The organism is Brevundimonas diminuta (genome assembly GCF_050310045.1).
In the GTDB taxonomy this organism is placed as follows: Bacteria; Pseudomonadota; Alphaproteobacteria; order Caulobacterales; family Caulobacteraceae; genus Brevundimonas; species Brevundimonas diminuta_F.
Genome location: NZ_CP190005.1, coordinates 2542470 through 2561382, shown reverse-complemented (window position 1 = coordinate 2561382; position 18913 = coordinate 2542470). Strand labels below are relative to the sequence as shown.

Below are 18913 nucleotides of genomic sequence, written 5' to 3'. Positions count from 1 at the left end.
GCATCGTCGCGCGCCGGTTCATGGAGGAGGCGATGAATCGTCGTTCCTTTCTGATACGGGCCGCAGCCGCGGCGGCGGCTGTCGGCGGCGGTCTGTGGCTGAAGGACCATGTGCTGTGGCGCCGCCCGGCGCTGACGTTCGGCGCAGACGGAACCAGCGGCTGGCTGCCTTTTGCGGCGCCGCGCACCCTGTTGCCGACGGCGCAGGTGCGGCTGGCGGGGCGTGAGTTCACCGCCCTGATCGACAGCGGGGCGCAGTATTCGGTAATCGACCGGCGGCTGGTGGCCGAGCTGGGGCTGGACGACCTCTTCGACATGCCGCTGATCGCCTATGGGGTGGACGGCCGGGCGCAGGTCGGGCGCGGCGTGACGCTGGACCTGACTCTGGGCGAGGCGCGCATCGGGCGGCTGCGCGCAGGCATACTGGATCTGGGGCCTCTGTCGGATGACGAAGGTCTGGGCGCGCCGCTGATCCTGGGGCAGGACCTGTTGATGCAGGCGGCGCTGGAGATGGACCTGCGTCGGCGACGGTTGAGGCTGCTGTCAAAGGCGCAGCAGGGCCTTACGCCGGCCTATCGCGCCCTGCCGGTGCGGCGCTCGGGCACGGCCTTGATGGCGGATATGACGGTGGAGGGGACGTCCGTGCGGGCGCTGGTGGACACCGGCTCGTCCAGTCTTCTGGCCTTGAGCGAAGGCGTCGCGGGCGCGACGGGCCTGCTGGACGGGCGGCCTGAACAGGCGGGTTCCAGCATCGTTCTGGGCGGCGTGGCGCGGGCGCGGATGATCCGGGCGCAGAGCGTGGAACTGGGCGGCGAACGCTGGCGCAACGTCGTCACCGCCGTCTATGCCGACCGGACCTTGCCTAACTATCCGGACGCCCTTCTGGGCATGGAGGCTTTCGCGGGACGGGACGTTATTTTGGCCCTGAGCGACGGAGCTCTGCACCTGGCGCCGTTGATGGATGTGACCATTGTTTAGTCTTGATGACCGTTCAATGGGCGAATCCCTCTTGTCTGCGTCCTGAAGGACGATAAGCGGCCGAACATGCCCGTCATGCCACCCGGTAATATGTCCGTGCAGCCCGCCCGCCGTCTGGAGAGCCTTGATCTCCTGCGCGGGTTCGCCCTGTGCGGCATCCTGCTCGTCAACATCATCCTGATGGGCGGTCCGTGGGATCAGTTTCACCCGCAATTGCCGCCGACGACGGCCAACCCGAACTGGGTGGTGTGGATCGTCCAGCACCTGTTCGTGCAGGGGTCGATGCGGGGCATGTTCACCCTGCTGTTCGGGGCGGGGATGCTGTTGATCACCCTGCGCGGCGAGGACGGGCGCGGGACGATTCAGGCGGCGGACGTCTATTTCCGACGCTGTGTGGCCCTTCTGGTCCTGGGGGTGTTCAACGCCACCGTCCTGCTGTTTCCGGGCGACATCCTCTATGTCTACGGCCTGTCAGGTTTTCTGCTGTTCATTTTCCGAATGGCGCGGCCGCGCACCCTGATCGCCATCTCGGCGGCCATGCTGCTGATGCTGACGGCCGAGTCGGCCGTGGTCGGCGCCCATCAGGCGGTCGAGGCGCGTCGCGGCGCCGAACTGGCTGTTCAGGTGCAGGGCGGCGTTGTCCTGTCAGGCGACGACGCCGAGGCGCTCAAGGCCTATACGCGCGCCCGTGAAGCCCAGACCGTGTCGCCTGAGGTTCTGGCCGAGGAAACGGCCGCGCGCACGAACGGCCCGGTCAGCCTGTTGAAGTGGAGCGTGCGGACGTGGCTGGACTATGCCGCCTCAAGCTACACCATCACCCTGGTGATCGAGACGGTGGCCTTCATGCTGCTGGGCATGGCGCTGTTCAAGCTGGGGGTGCTGAGCGGCGCGCGCTCGCTGCGCTTTTATCTGGCGTTGGCGGCGGGCGGTTACGCCGTCGGCCTGGCGGTCAACGGCGCGCAGGCGGTCGTTCTGTGGAGCAGCCAGTTCTCGTCTGAAACCTTTGTGACGCAGGCCAGCTATGAGCTGGGGCGTTGCGCCATGACGCTGGGCCATGTCGGGCTGCTGCTGTCGCTGTGGAAGATGAACGCGCTCGGTTTCGTCGGGCGCGCCTTGCGGAATCTGGGGCGGATGGCCCTGACCAACTATCTGGGCCAGTCGGCGATCGCGGCCCTGCTGTTCTACGGATTCGGCCTGTGGGGCAGGCTGGAGTGGTGGGGCCTGTGGGCCGTGGCGGCGGGCGTCTGGGTGTTCCAGATGATCTTCAGCACCCTGTGGCTGAAGCGGTTCAACATGGGGCCGCTGGAATGGGCGCTGCGCTGGTTCGCCTATGGGCGGCCCTCGCCGCTCAAGCGCGAGAAGGCTGCCTGACGTCTGCGGCTTAAAGCTGGGAGAAGGTGTCGCAGGCGGCCGGATCGCCGGTCTGATAGCCGCGCTGCAGCCATTCGACCCGCTGGGCCGCGGAGCCGTGGGTGAAGCTTTCGGGCGAGACGCGTCCTCCGCCGCGCCGTTGCAGCGTATCGTCGCCGATGGCCTGGGCCGTCTTCATGCCCTCTTCCAGATCGCCCGGCTCCAGCGCCACCTCGCCGTTGGAGACGACGGCGGCGTTGCGCGCCCAGACCCCGGCGTAGCAGTCGGCCTGAAGCTCCAGCGCGACGGAATAGCGGTTGCCCTCGGCCTGTGACCGCGCCGCCTGCTGGGCGCGCTGCACCTGCTGGCTGGCGCCGGTCAGGGTCTGGACGTGGTGGCCGAACTCATGGGCGATGACATAGGCCTTGGCGAAGTCGGCGCCGGATGCGCCCAGCTTGCTCTCCATCTCGCGCCAGAAGCTGAGGTCCAGATAGACCTTCTGATCGGCCGGACAGTAGAACGGCCCCATAGCCGCCTGGCCGTAGCCGCAGCCGGTCTGGGTGCCCTGCGTATAAAGCACGGTGGTCGGCGGGGTGTAGCCCCTCAGCTTGGTCGCCCAGACGTCGTTGATGTTGGAGCCGATGACCTCGACGAACCTGCCGTCCTGATCCTCGGGCGAGGCCATCCGGCCCTGCTGTTCGCCCTGACCGGCGCCGCCGAACTGGCTGGCCAGTTGTTGCGTGGTGTTGGGGTCGATGCCGAAGACGAAATAGCCGATGGCCGCCAGCACCAGCACGCCGATGCCGCCGCCCGCGACCGCGCCGCCGCCCATGCCGCGCCGATCCTCGATCCCGCCGCCGCGCCGTCCGCCCTGCCAACGCATCTATCGTTCTCCGCTGTCGTCGTTCGACCTGAAGCTAGGCTGAAACGCAGGGGCAGGTGAATAGATGCAAATGTAACGCTGTCGCTCAGTGCGGCGCACGGTTCAGCCAGGCGTCGATCTCCGCCACGCCCGGCGCTGTCTGGTCGAGCGGCGGCGTCAGGGGTGCAGGCGTGGACGGGGCGGTCGGGTGCGGCGCCCACGCCGTTGCAGGCGGCGCAGAGGGAGCGGGCGATCGCGCGGCTTCCAACTGGCGCAAGGTCTGTTCGGTCTGAAGCCGCATCCGCGCGGCGTCGGCCTCGCGCTGGTCGGCCTGCAGGCGCAGGCGTTCCATGGCCTGACGATGCTGTTCGGCCTGTGCGACATGGGGATCGTAACCGGGCGGCGGCGGGCCGGGCCAGCCCGGCCATGTCTGGGCGCCCGCCATCAGGGGCGGGGCGCTGAACAGCAGCATCATGGCGGTCAGACGCTTCATGCCCTTACAGATGGGCGTCGCTCGTTTCGTCTCCAAGCGAGGCCGTTCGTAGCAGTCAGATCGAGAAGCTGACTCCGCAGCCGCAGCTGGAGGCGGCGTTGGGGTTGCGGATCACGAACTGGGCGCCGGCCAGTTCGTCCACGAAGGCGATCTCGGAATCCTTCAGGAAGGGGATGGAGACGGGGTCGATCACCACGGCCTGATTGTCGCGGCGCACCACCAGGTCGTCGGCCTCGGGGCCGTCCACCAGCTCGAACCGATACTGGAAGCCCGAGCAGCCGCCGCCGTCGACGGCGACGCGCAGCAGCACCGGCTTGCCCTCGGCCTCGGACAGCCTGGCCAGACGGCGCGCGCCGCTTTCGGCCAGGGTGATGCCCTCGGGCGACCGGGTTGCGACCGACAGCGACAGGTCGTGGACTGATTCTGTAGGTTGGACGGTGCTCACGGCCCTCTATATGAGGGTCTGACAGGCATTCGCAAAGGCCTGTCGCCATCACGAAGTGCTGCCGCCTTGAGCCTGCTCCGCGCCCCCTACGCTGAAAACCACGCCGCCAGCCGCGACCGCCATGTTTTCGAGCCCGCCAGCCGCACCCGCACCGCCTTCGCCCGCGACCGCGACCGCATCATCCACGCCACCGCCTTTCGCCGCCTGAAGGAGAAGACCCAGGTCTTCGTGGCGCATGAGGGCGACCACTATCGCACCCGGCTGACGCACAGCCTTGAGGTGGCGCAGATCGCCCGCTCGCTGGCCCACGCCCTGCGGCTGGACGACGATCTGGCCGAGACGGTGGCCCTGGCCCACGACCTGGGCCATCCGCCGTTCAGCCACGCGGGCGAGGACGAACTGCACGAACAGATGAAGGCCTTCGGCGGCTTTGATCACAACGTCCAGAGCTTCCGCGTCGTGACCGAGCTGGAGACCCGCTATCCCGGCTTCCCCGGCCTGAACCTGAGCTGGGAGACGGTCGAGGGCGTGGTCAAGCACAACGGCCCGGTGGCGCACCTGCTGTCGGACCCGGCGTGGAAGGCGGTCGCCGCCTATGCGCCGGGCGGGGCGGCCGACTGGGACTTGCGTCTGGGCACCTTCGCCTCGCTTGAGGCTCAGTGCGCGGCCATCGCCGACGACATCGCCTATAACAATCACGACGTGGATGACGGGGTGCAGGCGGGGCTGTTCAGCCTGTCCGATCTGGCCGATGTGCCGCTGATCGGGCGCTGTATCGCCAGCGCGCGCGCCGACTGGCCCGAGATCGACGAGCGGATGCTGCGGCTGGAGGCCGTGCGCCGCATGATCGGCGTCATGGTCGATGACGTTCTGGCCGAGACGGAAGCCCGTCTGGCCAAGCACCGCATCGAGACGGTCGAGGATGTCCGCATGGCGCCCGAGACTCTGGTGCAGTTCTCATCCGGCATGATGGCGGAACTGGCCGTTCTGCGCCGCTTCCTGTTCGAGCGGATGTATCGCCATTATCGCGTCAACCGCACCCGCAGTCAGGCGCGTCGAGTGCTGGCCCAGCTGTTCCAGCTGTTCATGGCCGAGCCGGAGGTGATGCCGCCCGAGTGGCAGGCCTCGGCCCTGACCGATGATCCGTATGCGCGGGCGCGGGCGGTGTGCGACTACATCGCCGGTATGACAGATCGTTACGCTATCGAGGTGCATCGCAAGCTGTTCAGCCTCGACCTCGCCCTCGATCTGTGATTCGAGAAGGGCTTCACGGCGCGTTAGACTGAGCGCCGACGCGCGCCGATTCGCGCGCGTGTCCCACGACCATCAAGGCGCGACCCATGTCCTACGACGACGATCACCGAGGCAATCCAAACGCTGGGCCTAACGCGGGCCGCGACCGGGGCGCCTATACGCCGCCGACCGACGACGACCTGCCCTTCACGCGCGGCGGCTATGACCCGCGCCGGGCGCCGTCGGCCAAGTCGCCGCCGATCACCCTGATCGTCAGCGCGGTGGTGCTGCTGCTGCTGATCGTGGCGGTGGTGGTCTTCTATCGCTCGGGCGTGCGGTCCTCGACGGATGCGCCGCCCGCCGTCGGCACGCCGGTCGAGAGCATGAAGGTCGAGGCCCCGCTGGACGCCCAGCCGGTCGACCCGGAAGCCGACATCCGCGTCTATCGCGACGGCGGCGCCCCGACGGACGCCGCCCCGACCTTCACCCCCGGCCCGGAAGAGGTGCTGCCGCGCCCCGCGCCGACGACCCCGGCCGCGCCGGTCGAATCCTCGACCCCGCCGCCCGCCGCGCCGGCTCCCGCGACCAAGGCTCCGGCCGCGCCTGCGCCCGCAACGCCCGCTCCGGCGACGAAGGCCCCAGCGCCTGCCCCAGCGCCTGCGCCCGCTCCGGCTGCAACCGGCGGAACGTCGGGCGTGCAGATCGGCGCCTTCTCTTCGACCGCCATCGCGGATCGTGAATACGCCGCTGTCGCCGCCCGCTTCGGTCAATACGCCTCGGGCGCCGAGAAACGCGTGCAGGAAGTCACCGCCGCCAACGGCTCGACCCTGTATCGCACCACCTTCACCGGCATGAGCCGTGATCGCGCCGTCGCCTTCTGCAATGCGCTGAAGGCTGCGGGCCGCGACTGCATCGTCCGCTAGGGATCGCACCAGCATGACCTCCGCCGCCATCTACGGCTGTTCCGGCCACAGGCTGACGGCGGAGGAGCGCGCCTTCTACGCCGAGGCCAAGCCCTGGGGTTTCATCCTGTTCCGCCGCAATGTGGACAGCCCCGAACAGGTCAAGGCGCTGGTGTCAGAACTGCGCGACAGCGTGGGCCGCGACGACGCCCCTGTCCTGATCGATCAGGAGGGCGGCCGGGTGCAGCGTCTCGGCCCGCCGCACTGGCCGAAATATCCGCCGGGCGCCGCCTATCTGAAGGCGACCAACGACCCGGCGGCGGCGCGCGAACTGGTGCGTCTGGGCGCGCGGCTGATCGCCCATGACCTGCGCGAACTGGGCATCACGGTCGACTGCGTGCCGGTGCTGGACGTGCCGGTGCCGGGCGCCCACGACATCATCGGCGACCGCGCCTACGCCCAGGCTCCGGCGACTGTGACCCAACTGGGCCGCGCCGCCGCGGAAGGGCTGCTGGCGGGCGGCGTCCTGCCGATCATCAAGCATATCCCCGGCCACGGCCGCGCCTTCTCGGATAGCCACCACGACCTGCCGGTGGTCGAGACGGCGATCGAGGAACTGGACGCCTGGGATTTCGCCCCCTTCAAGGCGCTGTCCGACATGCCGATGGCGATGACGGCCCACGTGGTCTTCACCGCTGTCGACGCCAAGCGCCCGGCCACGACGTCCAAGAAGGCCATCCGCCTGATGCGCGAGCGGCTGGGCTTCTCCGGCCTGATCCTGTCCGACGATCTGTCGATGCAGGCCCTGTCGGGCACGCTGACCGAGCGGGCGGAACAGTCGCTGAAAGCGGGCTGCGACGTGGTGCTCCACTGCAACGGCGACCTGAAGGAGATGGCCGAGGTCGCCAAGGCGACGAAGAAGCTGAAGGGCGAGGCCAGGCGCCGCGCGGAGGCTGCGCTGAACCGCATCGTCCGCGCGCCCGAGCCGTTGGACGTCGCCGAGGGCCGCGCCCGGCTGGAGGCGGCGCTGAACGGCCGCTTCGACGCCGCCAAGGGGCCGGACGTGGGCGAGGCGCAAGGGTGATCGCCGGGGAGGGCGCATGAGCGAGGCCTTCCAGCCGAATCTCGACTTCACCGCCGTCGAACAGGTCGAGGCGCAGGAGGCCTTCGTCGTCGATCTGGAGGGCTATGAAGGCCCGCTGCACGTCCTTCTGGCCCTGGCGCGGACGCAGAAGGTGGACCTGCTGAAGCTGTCCATCACCCGTCTGGCCGAACAGTATCTGGCCTTCGTGCATGAGGCGCGGCGGCGCAACTTCGCCCTGGCGGCCGACTATCTCGTGATGGCGTCGTGGCTGGCCTATCTGAAATCGCGCCTGCTGATCCCGCGCAACGAGAAGGACAAGCCGGAGGAGCCTCCGGCCGAAGAGATCGCCGCCGCCCTGGCCTTCCGCCTGCAGAAGCTGGAGGCCATGCGCACGGCGGTGGAGGCCATCACCAGCCGCCCGCAGCTGAAGCGCGACGTCTTTACGCGCGGCGACCCGCAGGCGACGGTCATCATCCCGTCCGACCGGGTGGACGCCAGCCTCTATGAACTGATGAGCGCCTATGTCGCCCAGCGCCGCCGCGAGGAGCGTCGCAAATACGCCCCCGGCCAGCGGGTCGAGGCTTTCCAGCTGGAGGCCGCCCGCGACTGGCTGCGCGAGATCATGCCGCGCCTGGCTGAATGGACGCCGCTGGAGCGCGTGGCGCCCCAGAAGCCCGAGGGGCAGGAAGGCCCCAGTCAGGCCAGCTATACCGCCTCCACCCTGTCGGCCAGTCTGGAGCTGGTGAAGGAGGGGGGCATGGACATTCGTCAGGAGCGGCCATTCGACGCGGTGTGGCTGAAGCGCAGAGGGCTGGGCCAGCCGCTGGAGCTGACGCCGTGACCCTCGACTTCTCCCCCGACCACCTCGAGATCGAACGCCGGGTCGAGGCCCTGCTGTTCGCCGCCGCCGCGCCGCTGTCGCTGGCCGAGATCGCGCGCCGCCTGCCGGAGGGCGCCGACGTCGGCGGGGCGTTGACCGCGCTTCAGAAACGCTATCAGGGGCGCGGGGTCGAACTGGACTGCGTGGCCGAGCGCTGGCGGTTCCGCACCGCGCCCGACCTCGGCTTCCTGATGACCGAGGAGCGCGAGGAGCTGCGCCGCCTGTCCAAGGCTGCGCTCGAGACCCTGGCCATCATCGCCTATCATCAGCCCTGCACCCGCGCTGAAGTCGAGAGTGTGCGCGGCGTCTCCCTGTCCAAGGGGACGCTGGACCTGCTGCTGGAGATGGACTTCGTGCGCCTGCGCGGACGGCGTCGCACGCCGGGACGGCCCGTCACCTACGCCACGACCGACCACTTCCTGGAGCATTTCAGCCTGGCCAGCCTCTATGACCTGCCGGGCGTACAGGAGATGAAGGCGGCAGGCCTGCTGGATCTGTCCATGCCGGTTGGTTTCGAGGTGCCGGACCCGTCGCGTGCAGGCGACGACGAAGGCGAGGATCTGCTGACCGGGCTGGATGACGGCGCGCCGGAATTCGCCCAGGATTTCGTCAGCGAGGACGAAGAGTCGCAACCTTAGCCGGGACGGAACGTCGCGCCTCCAAGAAATGTCGGAAAGTCATGGACTTAAGTCCAGGGCGCGCCGCCTTGACCTGAGGCCGTCTCGCCTATAGGTTCCGCGCCGAAATTCAGACCCGTTTCGGCCCTGTGCCGGACGCTGAGCGAACAGGCCATGTCCCCAACGAAGGAATCGCGCGAAGAGGCGATCAAACGCCTCCACGAAGGCGCATCCGCACTTGAGGCGAAGGTTCAGGCGGACAAGTCCGTCGATGTTGCTGCGCAGAAGGTCGTCGGCCAGGCCTATCGCATCATCGCCGAGCTTCTCGGCGGGGTGCTGATCGGTCTCGCAATCGGGTTTGGCGTCGACCGGCTGTTCGGGACGGCGCCGATGGGCGTTTTGGGCGGGGTCCTGCTGGGCTTCGCCTTATCGGTTTATATGGCGCGTCGCACAGCCCACCGGCTGATGGCGCAGGCCAAGGCGGCGGGTTTGCCTCAACAGGGCGAACCTATCGTCGAGGCTGACGAAGAAAACAGGGAACGATAGGCTTAATGGCCGGTCCGATTGAACAATTTGAGGTCAAGCCGCTCGTAGAGTTCGGCACGGTCAATGTTCCCATCCTGGGCGAACAGGTGATCGCGATCACGAACTCGCACGTGGCCATGACCATCGCCTTCGTCGGCGTGGTGGGCTTCCTGTCGCTGGCGACCTCGGGCGCCAAGGTGGTGCCGGGCCGGATGCAGGCCGCGGGCGAAAGCCTGTTCGGCATGGTCGACAACCTGGCCAACTCCATCATCGGGCATGAGGGCCGGAAGTATTTCCCCTTCGCCTTCACCATGTTTCTGATGGTTCTGTCGATGAACCTGCTGGGCATGTTCCTGACCTTCACCGCCACCTCGCAGCTGGCCGTGACTTTGACCCTTGGCCTGATCTCCTTCCTGACCGTGGTGGTGATCGGCATCGTCAAGAACGGCGTCGGCTTTCTGAGGCTCTTCTGGCCTGCGGGCGCGCCGCTGCTGCTGCGCCCGGTCGTCGGCCTGATCGAGTTCGTGTCCTTCCTGCTGCGTCCGGCCACCCTGGCCCTGCGTCTGTTCGGCAACATGCTGGGCGGTCACGTGGCGCTGAAGATCTTCGCCCAGTTCGTCGTTCAATTGGGTGCGGTGGCCATCGTCACCGGTGGTTTGGCCTATGCCCTTCTTCCCGTCGCGGCGCTGTCGCTGGGAATGGTCGTAGCGATGACGGCGCTCGAGTTCCTGGTGGCCTTCCTTCAGGCCTTCGTTTTCACCGTTCTGACCTGCATCTACCTCAACGATGTGGTCAACCTGGGCGATGGCCACTAAGGCTTGAGTTCAGTTCGTAACCCTACCCTCCAACGCTCCAAGAAATTAGGAAATCATCATGGACGCTGAAGCCGCTAAGTACATCGGCGCTGGTCTGGCCACCCTCGGCATGATCGGCTCGGCCCTGGCCGTCGGCAACATCTTCGGCAACTTCCTGGCCGGCGCCCTGCGCAACCCGGCTGCTGCCGCTTCGCAAGTCGGCAATCTGTTCGTCGGCGCGGCCCTGGCCGAAGCCCTGGGCATCCTGGCCTTCGTGCTGGGCGTCCTGATGATCTTCGGCTGATCCCAGCCCACGATCACTCAGAATTGGCGGCGCGCGGGTCTGTCCTGCGCGCCGCTGTCCTGATCTAGCGAAGACGGTTCATGGCCAGCACACCCACACTTGACGTACAGACCCCGGCGCCCGGCGATCTCCACGCGGAGACGCAGGCGGCGGCCGAGCATGGCTCGGGCGGTCTGCCCCAGTTCGAATTCCAGCACTGGGCGGGCCAGATCGGCTATCTGCTGATCCTGTTCGTCCTTCTGTACGTCCTGGTCGCCAAGGTCTTCACCCCGCGGCTGCGCAAGGTCATGGACGAGCGCGCGGACACGATCGACAGCGCCATCGCCGCCGCCCGTTCGGTCCAGACCGAAGCGGCTGCTCAGGCCGAGGCCGCCCGCGCCGAGGTCGAGAAGGCTCGCGCCGACGCCCGCGCGACCGCCGTAGCCGCCAAGCAGCGCGTCACCGAAGAATTCAACGCCCGCCTGGCTGCCGACGAAGCCGTGGTCAACGCGCGTATCGCCGAGGCCGAAGGCGCCATCGCCAAGACCCGCGACGCCGCCATGGCCAATGTCACGACCATTGCTTCGGACGCAGCGGCCGCCATGCTCGAGCGTCTGACCGGCAAGGCGGCTACCGATGCTGAAATGGCCGCCGCCATCAAGGGAGCCGCCTGATGCCCGCCTTCCTGACCGGTCATTTCTATGATTTCGCCAATCCTGAACTGTGGGTCGCCTTTGGCCTGCTGATCTTCATCGCCATCGTGGTGATGGCGGGCGTGCCCAAGCTGGTCGCCGCCAACCTGGACGCCAAGGCCGCCAAGATTCAGGGGGACCTTGACGAAGCCGCCCGCCTGCGCGCCGAAGCCGAAGCCATGCTGGCCCAGATCCGTCAGGAGAAGGCCGAGGCTGAAGCTCAGGCCGCCGACCTGCTGGCCACGGCCGAAGCGGACGCCAAGCGTCTGGAAGCCGACGCCAAGGCGCGCATCGAGGAATCGACCGCCCGCCGTCAGGCCCTGGCCGAGCGCCGCATCGCCCAGGCCGAGGCCGAGGCCACGCAAGAGGTCAAGGCTGCAGCCGCAGACCTGGCCGCCAAGGCTGCGCAGCAGATCCTGGCCGCCCGCATCGCCGGGGCCAAGACGGACGCCCTGATCGATCAAGCCATCGCCCAGATCGGCGACAAGCTGAACTGATCGTTCAGCAGCGCAAAAACATCAGGCCCCGCCGTCGCCGGCGGGGCCTTTTGTTTGTCCGCGATCCTGTTGTCGGGTTCGCAGAACCTTAGTGAGCCGGGGCGGCCCCGATCGGAGCGACGCCGCGCCGCTCACGCTCGACCAGTCGGGCATAGACATTGCCCATGACCGCGCCGAAGACCATGTGCAGCGCCAGCATCCATCCGAAGGTGCCGAAGCCGGACGAACCAGTGAAGGTCCGGTAATCGCCCGCCATGGTGATATAGAGCATCATCAGCACCCAGGCGCCGACGGCGAAGACGATGCCCTTGGTGACGGGCGTGGCGCTGGGCAGGCGCGGATAAAGCACGCCGAACAGCGACCCCAGGGCGAAGGTGCCGATTACTAGATGCAGACCCCACCCGGCCGCCATATTGCCCGGCATTCCGAACAGTCTGGCCACCACGCCGGGGAAGGGGTCGAACAGGTGATTGAGGAAGAGGTTGGCTACTTCAAGCACGGAAACCGCGACGGTCGCTGCGAAACCGGCGATGATTCCCTTTTTTACGCGTGACATCATGTGAACAGCGCCTCCCAACGCTTTCAACCTCGAGACTACGCAAGGGGGAGCATACGCCGTTCCACGCGAATCCGGTATGAAGGGCGTTCACATTCGTGTGTTGGCCTTAGCTTGGCCTTATTGTCTGGACCTGCGCCACAGCCCGCGCAGGCGGCGACGCAGTCGGGCCAGCGGGCGTCGACGGCGGCGCAGCACCATCTTCTCGGCGCGCAGGGTCTGCTGCCAGAAGACAGGGGCGATCTCGGGCTTTTTCCGCATCAGACGGCGGAAGGGATAGACCCATTTGGGGCGGGCGCGCTGGGCGCGGATGAATTGCCGCTTGGCCCACCATGAGTTGCGCAGGACGATCACCAGCCCCAGGGCGATGACCGGCACGCCGCCGGGGCCGGGCAGGGGGGCGATCACTATGCCCAGCAGGATGATGAAGAAGCCCACCGCCATCAGCGCCAGACGACGCAGACGCCGCGCCACGCCCGGACGGGGCGGCGGAGGCGGGCTCAGCGAAGGCAGGACCAGGGTCACGGGACGGCGTCTCGAGCAGGGGGCGGCCGGGAAGTCTGGCCGATACGCACTGAACGCATCAGACAAGGCTGAAAGGCGGCGCCGTCATGACGCTTTCGTAAGTCACCGCCGAAATGCAGAACGCCGTGTCCCGAAAGACACGGCGTTCGCTGAGGTCAGGCTTGCAGAGCCGATCAACCGGCGCGGTTGGAGCCTTCCGGCGCGGCCCAGCGCAGACGCGGCGAGCGCGCGGCGCGGGTTTCGTCCAGACGACGCAGGGGCGCGTGGAAGGGCGCACCCTTGAAACGTTCGACGTCTCCGGCCCCATTCTTCGTTTCCAGGGCTGCGCCCGCTAGCAGGCGCATGGCCTCGATGAAGCGATCCAGCTCGGCCTTGGATTCCGTCTCGGTCGGCTCGATCAGCATTGCGCCGTGGACGACCAGCGGGAAATACATGGTCATCGGGTGGAAGCCCTCGTCGATCATCGCCTTGGCGAAGTCGAGCGTGGTGACGTCCGTGCCCTTCAGCCACTCGTCGTCGAACAGGGCCTCGTGCATGCAGGGGCCGTCGGGGAAGGCCGGGCTCATCAGGTCTTCGAGGCGGACCTTGATGTAGTTGGCGTTCAGAACGGCGTCCTCGGCCACCTGACGTAGGCCGTCCGAGCCGTGGGACATCATGTAGCTGAGGGCGCGGACATACATGCCCATCTGCCCCTGGAAGGCGCACAGGCGGCCGAAGGCCTGTTCGGCCTCGTCTTCCTCGCGCTCGACCAGTTTGTAGCCGTCGCCGGTGTTCACGACCCACGGGGCAGGGGCGAAGGGGGCCAGGGCCTCGGACAGCACGACCGGACCGGCGCCCGGCCCGCCGCCGCCGTGCGGCGTCGAGAAGGTCTTGTGCAGGTTGATGTGCATGGCGTCGACGCCCAGGTCGCCGGGGCGCACCCGGCCGACGATGGCGTTGAAGTTGGCGCCGTCGCAGTAGAAGTAGGCGCCCGCCTCGTGGGTCAGGCGGCTGATCTCCAGGATGTCGCGCTCGAACAGGCCGCAGGTGTTCGGGTTCGTCACCATGATGGCCGCCACGTCCGGGCCCAGCTTGGACGCCAGATCGGCCACGTCGACGCGGCCATCGTCAGTCTGGGCCACTTCGACCACAGAATAGCCGACGAAGGCGGCGGTGGCCGGGTTGGTGCCGTGGGCCGAGGTCGGGACCAGCACCTTGCGGCGCTGTTCATGCTCGCCCTTGGCTTCATGGGCGGCGCGGATGGCCATCAGGCCGCACAGTTCGCCGTGCGCGCCCGCCTTGGGCGACAGGGCCACCGCAGGCATCCCCGTCAGCGTCGTCAGCCAGTGGGCCAGCTGATCCATCAGCTCCAGCGCGCCCTGCACCGTCGACTGCGGCTGCAGCGGGTGGATGTCCGAGAAGCCCGGCAGGCGCGCCATCTTTTCGTTCAGGCGCGGGTTGTGCTTCATCGTGCACGAGCCCAGCGGATACAGCGCCAGGTCGATGGCGTGGTTCTTCTGGCTCAGGCGCACATAGTGGCGCATGGCCTCGGGCTCGGACAGGCCGGGCAGACCGATCGGATCCTTGCGGACCAGATCGCCCAGGTCAGAACCGTTCGTGGCGGGTTTCGGCAGGTCGACGCCGGTCTTGCCCCAGCCTTCGCCTTCGAAGATCAGCGGCTCGTCCTGCAGCAGGCCGCGCCCGCCGGTCAGGGTGGCGGGCTTGTAGGACGCGTCCGAGGCGGCGTTCGGGGCGGTCGGGCGGCCGACAGTGTTCATCGTGCTCATGGTTCCAATCTCCCCTTAGGCGGCCAGGACCTTGGCGAGCGCACCCGCCAGGATCTTGATGTCGGCGTCCAGCGTCGTCTCGGTGGCGGCGACCAGCAGGACGTCGTCGAGACCTGCATCGGGCGCCAGACGGCTGTAGGGCACGCCGCACAGGACGCCGTTGTCGGCCATGGTCTGAACCACCTCGGCGGCGTTCTTCGGCAGCTTGACCGCGAACTCGTTGAAGAAGCGCGGGGTCAGGATCTCGACGCCCGGAATGGCGGCCAGGGCGTCGCGCGTGGCGACGGCCTTTTCGTGGTTCAGCAGGGCCAGCTGGCGCAGGCCCGTCTCGCCCAGTAGGCTCATGTGGATGCTGAACGCGAGGCAGCACAGCCCCGAGTTGGTGCAGATGTTCGAGGTCGCCTTGTCGCGGCGGATGTGCTGCTCGCGCGTCGACAGGGTCAGGACGAAGCCGCGTTTGCCCTCGGCGTCGACGGTCTCGCCGCAGTAGCGGCCGGGGGTCTGGCGCAGCAGCTTCTCGCGGGTGGCGAACAGGCCGATGTAGGGGCCGCCGAAGTTCAGGGCGTTGCCGATCGACTGACCTTCGGCCGCGACGATGTCGGCGCCCATTTCGCCGGGCGACTTTAGCAGGCCCATCGACACGGCTTCCGTCACCACGACGATCAGCAGGGCGCCGGCGGCGTGGGCGGCCTCGGCGATCCTGGTCACGTCGGTGGCGGTGCCGAAGACGTTGGGGGTCTGGACGACGACGCAGGCCGTGTCCTTGTCGATGGCGGCGATGACGGCGTCTTCGGCGTCGACGGCGGCGGTCAGGGCTTCGGTTTCGACGCCGACGGCGTGGACCACCGTCTCGGTCGCCTTGACGTAGTGGGGGTGGACCCCGCCCGAGATGACGGCCTTGTTGCGGCGGGTCACGCGGGTGGCCATCAGCACGCCCTCGGCCATGGCGGTCGAGCCGTCATAGAGGGAGGCGTTGGCGACTTCCATGCCGGTCAGGTTGGCGACCTGGGTTTGAAACTCATACAGATATTGCAGCGTGCCCTGCGCGATTTCCGGCTGATAGGGGGTGTAGCTGGTCAGAAACTCCGACCGCTGGATCACATGATCGACCGTGGCCGGGATGTGGTGCTTATAGGCCCCCGCGCCGCAGAAGAAGGGGACGGTTCCGGCCGTGGCGTTCTTGCCCGCCATGGCCGAGAGGGCGCGTTCGACCTCCAGTTCGCCCGCCACGCGGGGCAGGTCGACGAAGCCTTCGCGGCGCGCGGCCTGCGGCACGTCGATGAACAGGTCGTCGATGGATTTGGCGCCGATGGCGGCCAGCATGGCCTCACGGTCGTCGGGCGTCAGGGGGAGGTAGCGCATTCTATATTCCGCTCATCCCCGCGGAAGCGGGGACCCAGGTTTAAGCTTCAAACACCGCTGCTTGACCCCAAGGAACTGGGTCCCCGCTTCCGCGGGGATGAGCGGAGAGGGGAGACCTTTAGAGGGTGGTCAGGTAGGCGTCGTAGGCGGCCTGGTCCATCAGACCGTCCAGCACCGAGGCGTCGGACACCTTGATCTTGGCGAACCAGCCTTCGCCTTCCGGATCGGCGTTGACGGTTTCCGGGGCGTCGGCCAGGGCGGCGTTGCCCTCGATCACTTCGCCCGCGATGGGGGCGTAGACGTCCGAGGCGGCCTTGACCGATTCCACGACGGCGAAGCTGTCGCCGACCGAGACGGTCTTGCCCGCTTCCGGCGTTTCGACGAACACCACGTCGCCCAGGGCGTCAGCGGCGTGCTTGGAGATGCCGACCGTGGCGACGTCGCCGTCGAGGCGAACCCACTCGTGATCCTTGGTGAACTTCATCTTGGTCTTCCCTTTTTTCGTCATCCTCGGGCTTGACCCGAGGATCGAGCCCTGGAGCGGGCGGTTGGTCTAGAACTTCCAGCGTCGAGCGGCGGACCGCCCGGCCCTCGGGTCAAGCCCGAGGGTGGCGGTCTTATTTCGGCTTCCGGTAGTAGCGGGTCGCCACGAAAGGCGTGGCGACGACTTCGGCGGCGGCGGGGCGGCCGCGCACCAGAACCTTCAGTTCCGTGCCGACCTCAGCGAAGGCGGGCGGGACATAGCCCATGGCGATGTTGCGCCCCTGCGACGGCGAAGGGCCGCCCGAGGTGATCTTGCCGATCAGATTTCCGTCCATGTCGGCGATCTCGGCGCCTTCGCGGGCGGGGGCGCCTTCCTTGACGTGCAGGCCGATGCGGACGCGCGCCGGGCCGTCGGCCAGTTGTTTCAGGATGACGTCGGCCCCGGCGAAGTCGGCGCGCTCCTTGCGCGACTTGGACAGGGCGAAGGTCAGGGCCGCCTCGACCGGAGTGGTCTCTGCGTCGACGTCGTGGCCGTGCAGCGGCAGACCAGCTTCCAGACGCAAGCTGTCGCGCGCGCCCAGACCGACCGGCTTCACCCGCTCGTCCGACAGCAGCAGGTTCCACACCCGCTCGGCGGCGGCGCTGGGCAGCGAAATCTCATAGCCGTCTTCGCCGGTGTAGCCCGAGCGCGAGACGATGCAGTCTTCATCGAACAGACGGACGGTGCGGCAGTCCATGAAGCCCATGTCGGCCAGCTCAGCCGAATGGGCGGCCATGACGGCGGCCGCTTCCGGTCCCTGAATGGCCAGCAGGGCGCGGTCCAGCACCTCCAGCTTGGCGTCGCCCGACAGATTGGCGTTCAGGAAGGCGAAGTCGGCGTCCTTATTGCCCGCGTTGACGACGATATAGAGGCCGTCCTCGAACGGCTTGCCCGCCATCAGGTCGTCCATCACGCCGCCCTGTTCGTTCAGCAGCAGGGTGTATTTCTGCTTGCCGGGCTTCACGATCTCATAGTCGCCGGGGACGAAACGCTCGAACTGGCCGATGGCGTCGGCGCCGGTGATGCGCGCCTGACCCATGTGGGAGACGTCGAACAGGCCGACGTGCTCGCGGGTCCAGCGGTGCTCGGCCAGCACGCCTTCATACTGAACCGGCATGTCATAGCCGCCGAAGCCGACCATGCGGGCGCCAAGCGCGCGATGCGCGGCGTTGAGAGGGGTAGTCTTAAGGGCCTGATCGCTCATGGCGTCGCCTCCGGGTCGCAGGTTGCGGCGATAGCTTCGCCGTCGTTGCGCCCCCGCTGTCCTGAAGCCTGAGAGATTCCGACCGTTCCCTCGAAAGGGTTCGGCCTTGCTCCGTCGGCGCGCGTCGGGACCCTCCGTCCTTCGGCGACTTTCCAGCGTCCGTGCGCTTTCGCGGTCCTTTTGCCTGAGCGTTTCCGGGGCGGTTGCGCCTTCGGCTCCGGGCGCCGCGAACGGACCCGATCTCTCCCGCGAGAGCGTCCGACGTAAGGCCCCGACTCCGGCGCGAAGTCAAGCGGCGCCGCACTTGCCGCCGTCGATCCGAAGGGCCATGAGGGGGTGGAACCGCGCTTCGCCCACAGGATTTCAAGGACGTCATGACCGCCCGCACCGATCTCGCCGCCCACCTCGCCTCCCTCGACCTGCCGCAGGGACTGGTCGCGACGCTGACCACGGCGGCCGCCGCCTGCGTCGAGATCCGCCAGGTGGTGGCGGGCGGCGCCCTGGTCGGCGCCCTGGGCGCGTCGGGCGCCGTCAATGTGCAGGACGAGGAGCAGAAGAAGCTGGACGTCATCGCCGACGACCTGCTGACCGAGGCCCTGCTGGCCTGTCCGGCTGTGGCGGGCGTGGCGTCTGAGGAAAAGGACACGATGCAGCCGGCGACTAATCCTGCGGGCGAATATCTGGTGCTGTTCGACCCGCTGGACGGCTCGTCCAACATCGACATCAATGCGCCGGTCGGCACCATCGTCTCGGTGCTGAAGGCGCCGTCGGCCCAGCCGAGCGAAGCCGACTTCCTGCAATCGGGGCGTCATCAGGTCGCGGCGCTTTACGCCGTCTACGCCGGTCAAGCCATGCTGGTGCTGACCACGGGCAAGGGGGTGGCGGGCTTCACCCTGGCGCCGGACGGCCGCTGGCTGATGACGCATGAGAACGTGCGCATTCCGGCCGATACGAAGGAGTTCGCCATCAACATGTCGAACCAGCGCCACTGGGCTGAAAGCGTCCAGCGCTATGTCGACGGCTGCCTGAAGGGCGCCGAGGGGCCGCGCGGGAAGAACTTCAACATGCGCTGGGTCGCCGCCATGGTGGCCGACGTGCACCGCATCCTGATGCGCGGCGGCGTCTTCCTCTATCCGTGGGACAAGCGCGAGCCGAACAAGCCGGGCAAGCTGCGCCTGATGTATGAGGGCAACCCCATGTCCTTCCTGGTCGAACAGGCGGGCGGCAAGTCGACCACCGACGGCAAGCAGGCCATCATGGACGTGACTCCGACCGAACTGCACCAGCGGGTGCCGGTTGTCCTGGGTTCGGCCAACGAAGTCGATCAGATCGCGGCGGCCTGA

The 18913-nt window shown here is 67.7% G+C and carries 22 protein-coding genes and 1 riboswitch; of the genes, 13 read left to right on the top strand and 9 right to left on the bottom strand.

From position 1 onward, the window contains the following. The first annotated feature begins 32 nt into the window (after window positions 1-32). Both ACORJG_RS12340 and ACORJG_RS12335 read left to right on the top strand, forming a co-directional pair. Entirely contained in the window at window positions 33-977 is a 945-nt protein-coding gene (locus tag ACORJG_RS12340) for an aspartyl protease family protein (protein ID WP_427789401.1), read from the top strand. A gap of 90 nt (window positions 978-1067) precedes the next feature. Further along, window positions 1068-2348, top strand: a complete 1281-nt coding sequence (locus tag ACORJG_RS12335; protein ID WP_427793047.1) for a DUF418 domain-containing protein — start codon at window positions 1068-1070, stop codon at window positions 2346-2348. Window positions 2349-2358: 10 nt separating this feature from the next. Here the strand turns inward: ACORJG_RS12335 and ypfJ are convergent, their stop codons facing one another. The 3 genes from ypfJ to ACORJG_RS12320 all read right to left on the bottom strand — a co-directional run bounded on the left by ypfJ (window position 2359) and on the right by ACORJG_RS12320 (window position 4085). Continuing rightward, window positions 2359-3210: a KPN_02809 family neutral zinc metallopeptidase gene (ypfJ, locus tag ACORJG_RS12330; RefSeq protein ID WP_427789400.1), complete on the bottom strand. Its 852-nt coding sequence runs from the start codon at window positions 3208-3210 to the stop codon at window positions 2359-2361. An 85-nt stretch (window positions 3211-3295) separates the two neighbouring features. Further along, complete coding sequence (locus ACORJG_RS12325; RefSeq protein WP_427789398.1) at window positions 3296-3682, bottom strand: hypothetical protein; 387 nt, start codon at window positions 3680-3682, stop codon at window positions 3296-3298. Between the two features lie 55 nt (window positions 3683-3737). Then, entirely contained in the window at window positions 3738-4085 is a 348-nt protein-coding gene (locus ACORJG_RS12320; RefSeq protein ID WP_427793045.1) for a HesB/IscA family protein, read from the bottom strand. 81 nt (window positions 4086-4166) lie between these two features. On the opposite strand from ACORJG_RS12320, the gene ACORJG_RS12315 reads away from it, so the two are divergent. The 10 genes from ACORJG_RS12315 to ACORJG_RS12270 all read left to right on the top strand — a co-directional run bounded on the left by ACORJG_RS12315 (window position 4167) and on the right by ACORJG_RS12270 (window position 11634). Continuing rightward, on the top strand, window positions 4167-5381 hold the full coding sequence (locus ACORJG_RS12315) for a deoxyguanosinetriphosphate triphosphohydrolase (protein WP_427793043.1): 1215 nt from the start codon (window positions 4167-4169) through the stop codon (window positions 5379-5381). Between the two features lie 86 nt (window positions 5382-5467). Then, a complete protein-coding gene (locus ACORJG_RS12310; RefSeq protein WP_427789396.1) occupies window positions 5468-6283 on the top strand; it encodes an SPOR domain-containing protein in 816 nt (271 codons plus the stop codon). Between the two features lie 13 nt (window positions 6284-6296). Further along, entirely contained in the window at window positions 6297-7346 is a 1050-nt protein-coding gene (nagZ, locus tag ACORJG_RS12305) for a beta-N-acetylhexosaminidase (protein ID WP_427789394.1), read from the top strand. 16 nt (window positions 7347-7362) lie between these two features. After that, on the top strand, window positions 7363-8187 hold the full coding sequence (locus ACORJG_RS12300; protein WP_024353401.1) for a segregation and condensation protein A: 825 nt from the start codon (window positions 7363-7365) through the stop codon (window positions 8185-8187). Then, complete coding sequence (gene scpB / locus ACORJG_RS12295) at window positions 8184-8864, top strand: SMC-Scp complex subunit ScpB (protein ID WP_427789391.1); 681 nt, start codon at window positions 8184-8186, stop codon at window positions 8862-8864. Before ACORJG_RS12300 ends, scpB begins: the two co-directional genes overlap by 4 nt. 153 nt (window positions 8865-9017) lie before the next feature. Then, complete coding sequence (locus tag ACORJG_RS12290; RefSeq protein WP_427789389.1) at window positions 9018-9389, top strand: AtpZ/AtpI family protein; 372 nt, start codon at window positions 9018-9020, stop codon at window positions 9387-9389. A 5-nt stretch (window positions 9390-9394) separates the two neighbouring features. Further along, window positions 9395-10183, top strand: coding sequence for a F0F1 ATP synthase subunit A (locus tag ACORJG_RS12285; protein WP_427789388.1), 789 nt, complete (start codon window positions 9395-9397; stop codon window positions 10181-10183). A 58-nt stretch (window positions 10184-10241) separates the two neighbouring features. Next, the gene (locus ACORJG_RS12280) at window positions 10242-10466 is read left to right on the top strand and encodes a F0F1 ATP synthase subunit C (protein ID WP_003168985.1); all 225 of its coding nucleotides are present in this window, start codon (window positions 10242-10244) and stop codon (window positions 10464-10466) included. 80 nt (window positions 10467-10546) lie between these two features. Continuing rightward, window positions 10547-11119, top strand: a complete 573-nt coding sequence (locus ACORJG_RS12275) for a hypothetical protein (RefSeq protein ID WP_427789385.1) — start codon at window positions 10547-10549, stop codon at window positions 11117-11119. Next, on the top strand, window positions 11119-11634 hold the full coding sequence (locus ACORJG_RS12270) for a F0F1 ATP synthase subunit B (RefSeq protein WP_427789383.1): 516 nt from the start codon (window positions 11119-11121) through the stop codon (window positions 11632-11634). Before ACORJG_RS12275 ends, ACORJG_RS12270 begins: the two co-directional genes overlap by 1 nt. 88 nt (window positions 11635-11722) lie before the next feature. Here ACORJG_RS12270 and ACORJG_RS12265 read toward each other — a convergent pair whose 3' ends face one another. From ACORJG_RS12265 to gcvT, 6 genes are all read right to left on the bottom strand, one after another. Further along, window positions 11723-12190 carry a DUF6789 family protein gene (locus tag ACORJG_RS12265; protein ID WP_427793041.1) on the bottom strand — a complete coding sequence of 156 codons (468 nt, stop codon included), beginning with the start codon at window positions 12188-12190 and terminating at the stop codon, window positions 11723-11725. 120 nt (window positions 12191-12310) lie between these two features. Beyond that, window positions 12311-12715, bottom strand: coding sequence for a PGPGW domain-containing protein (locus tag ACORJG_RS12260; protein ID WP_427789381.1), 405 nt, complete (start codon window positions 12713-12715; stop codon window positions 12311-12313). Between the two features lie 173 nt (window positions 12716-12888). Beyond that, window positions 12889-14481, bottom strand: coding sequence for an aminomethyl-transferring glycine dehydrogenase subunit GcvPB (gcvPB, locus tag ACORJG_RS12255; protein WP_427789380.1), 1593 nt, complete (start codon window positions 14479-14481; stop codon window positions 12889-12891). 15 nt (window positions 14482-14496) lie between these two features. Further along, window positions 14497-15843 (bottom strand): aminomethyl-transferring glycine dehydrogenase subunit GcvPA, encoded by a 1347-nt coding sequence (gene gcvPA, locus ACORJG_RS12250; protein ID WP_427789378.1) that lies wholly within the window; start codon window positions 15841-15843, stop codon window positions 14497-14499. A 118-nt stretch (window positions 15844-15961) separates the two neighbouring features. Further along, window positions 15962-16327 carry a glycine cleavage system protein GcvH gene (gcvH, locus tag ACORJG_RS12245; RefSeq protein ID WP_123155206.1) on the bottom strand — a complete coding sequence of 122 codons (366 nt, stop codon included), beginning with the start codon at window positions 16325-16327 and terminating at the stop codon, window positions 15962-15964. 133 nt (window positions 16328-16460) lie between these two features. After that, window positions 16461-17570, bottom strand: coding sequence for a glycine cleavage system aminomethyltransferase GcvT (gcvT, locus tag ACORJG_RS12240; protein ID WP_427789376.1), 1110 nt, complete (start codon window positions 17568-17570; stop codon window positions 16461-16463). A gap of 162 nt (window positions 17571-17732) precedes the next feature. Beyond that, a riboswitch (glycine riboswitch) is annotated at window positions 17733-17829 on the bottom strand. A gap of 115 nt (window positions 17830-17944) precedes the next feature. On the opposite strand from gcvT, the gene ACORJG_RS12235 reads away from it, so the two are divergent. After that, window positions 17945-18913 (top strand): class 1 fructose-bisphosphatase, encoded by a 969-nt coding sequence (locus tag ACORJG_RS12235; RefSeq protein WP_427789374.1) that lies wholly within the window; start codon window positions 17945-17947, stop codon window positions 18911-18913.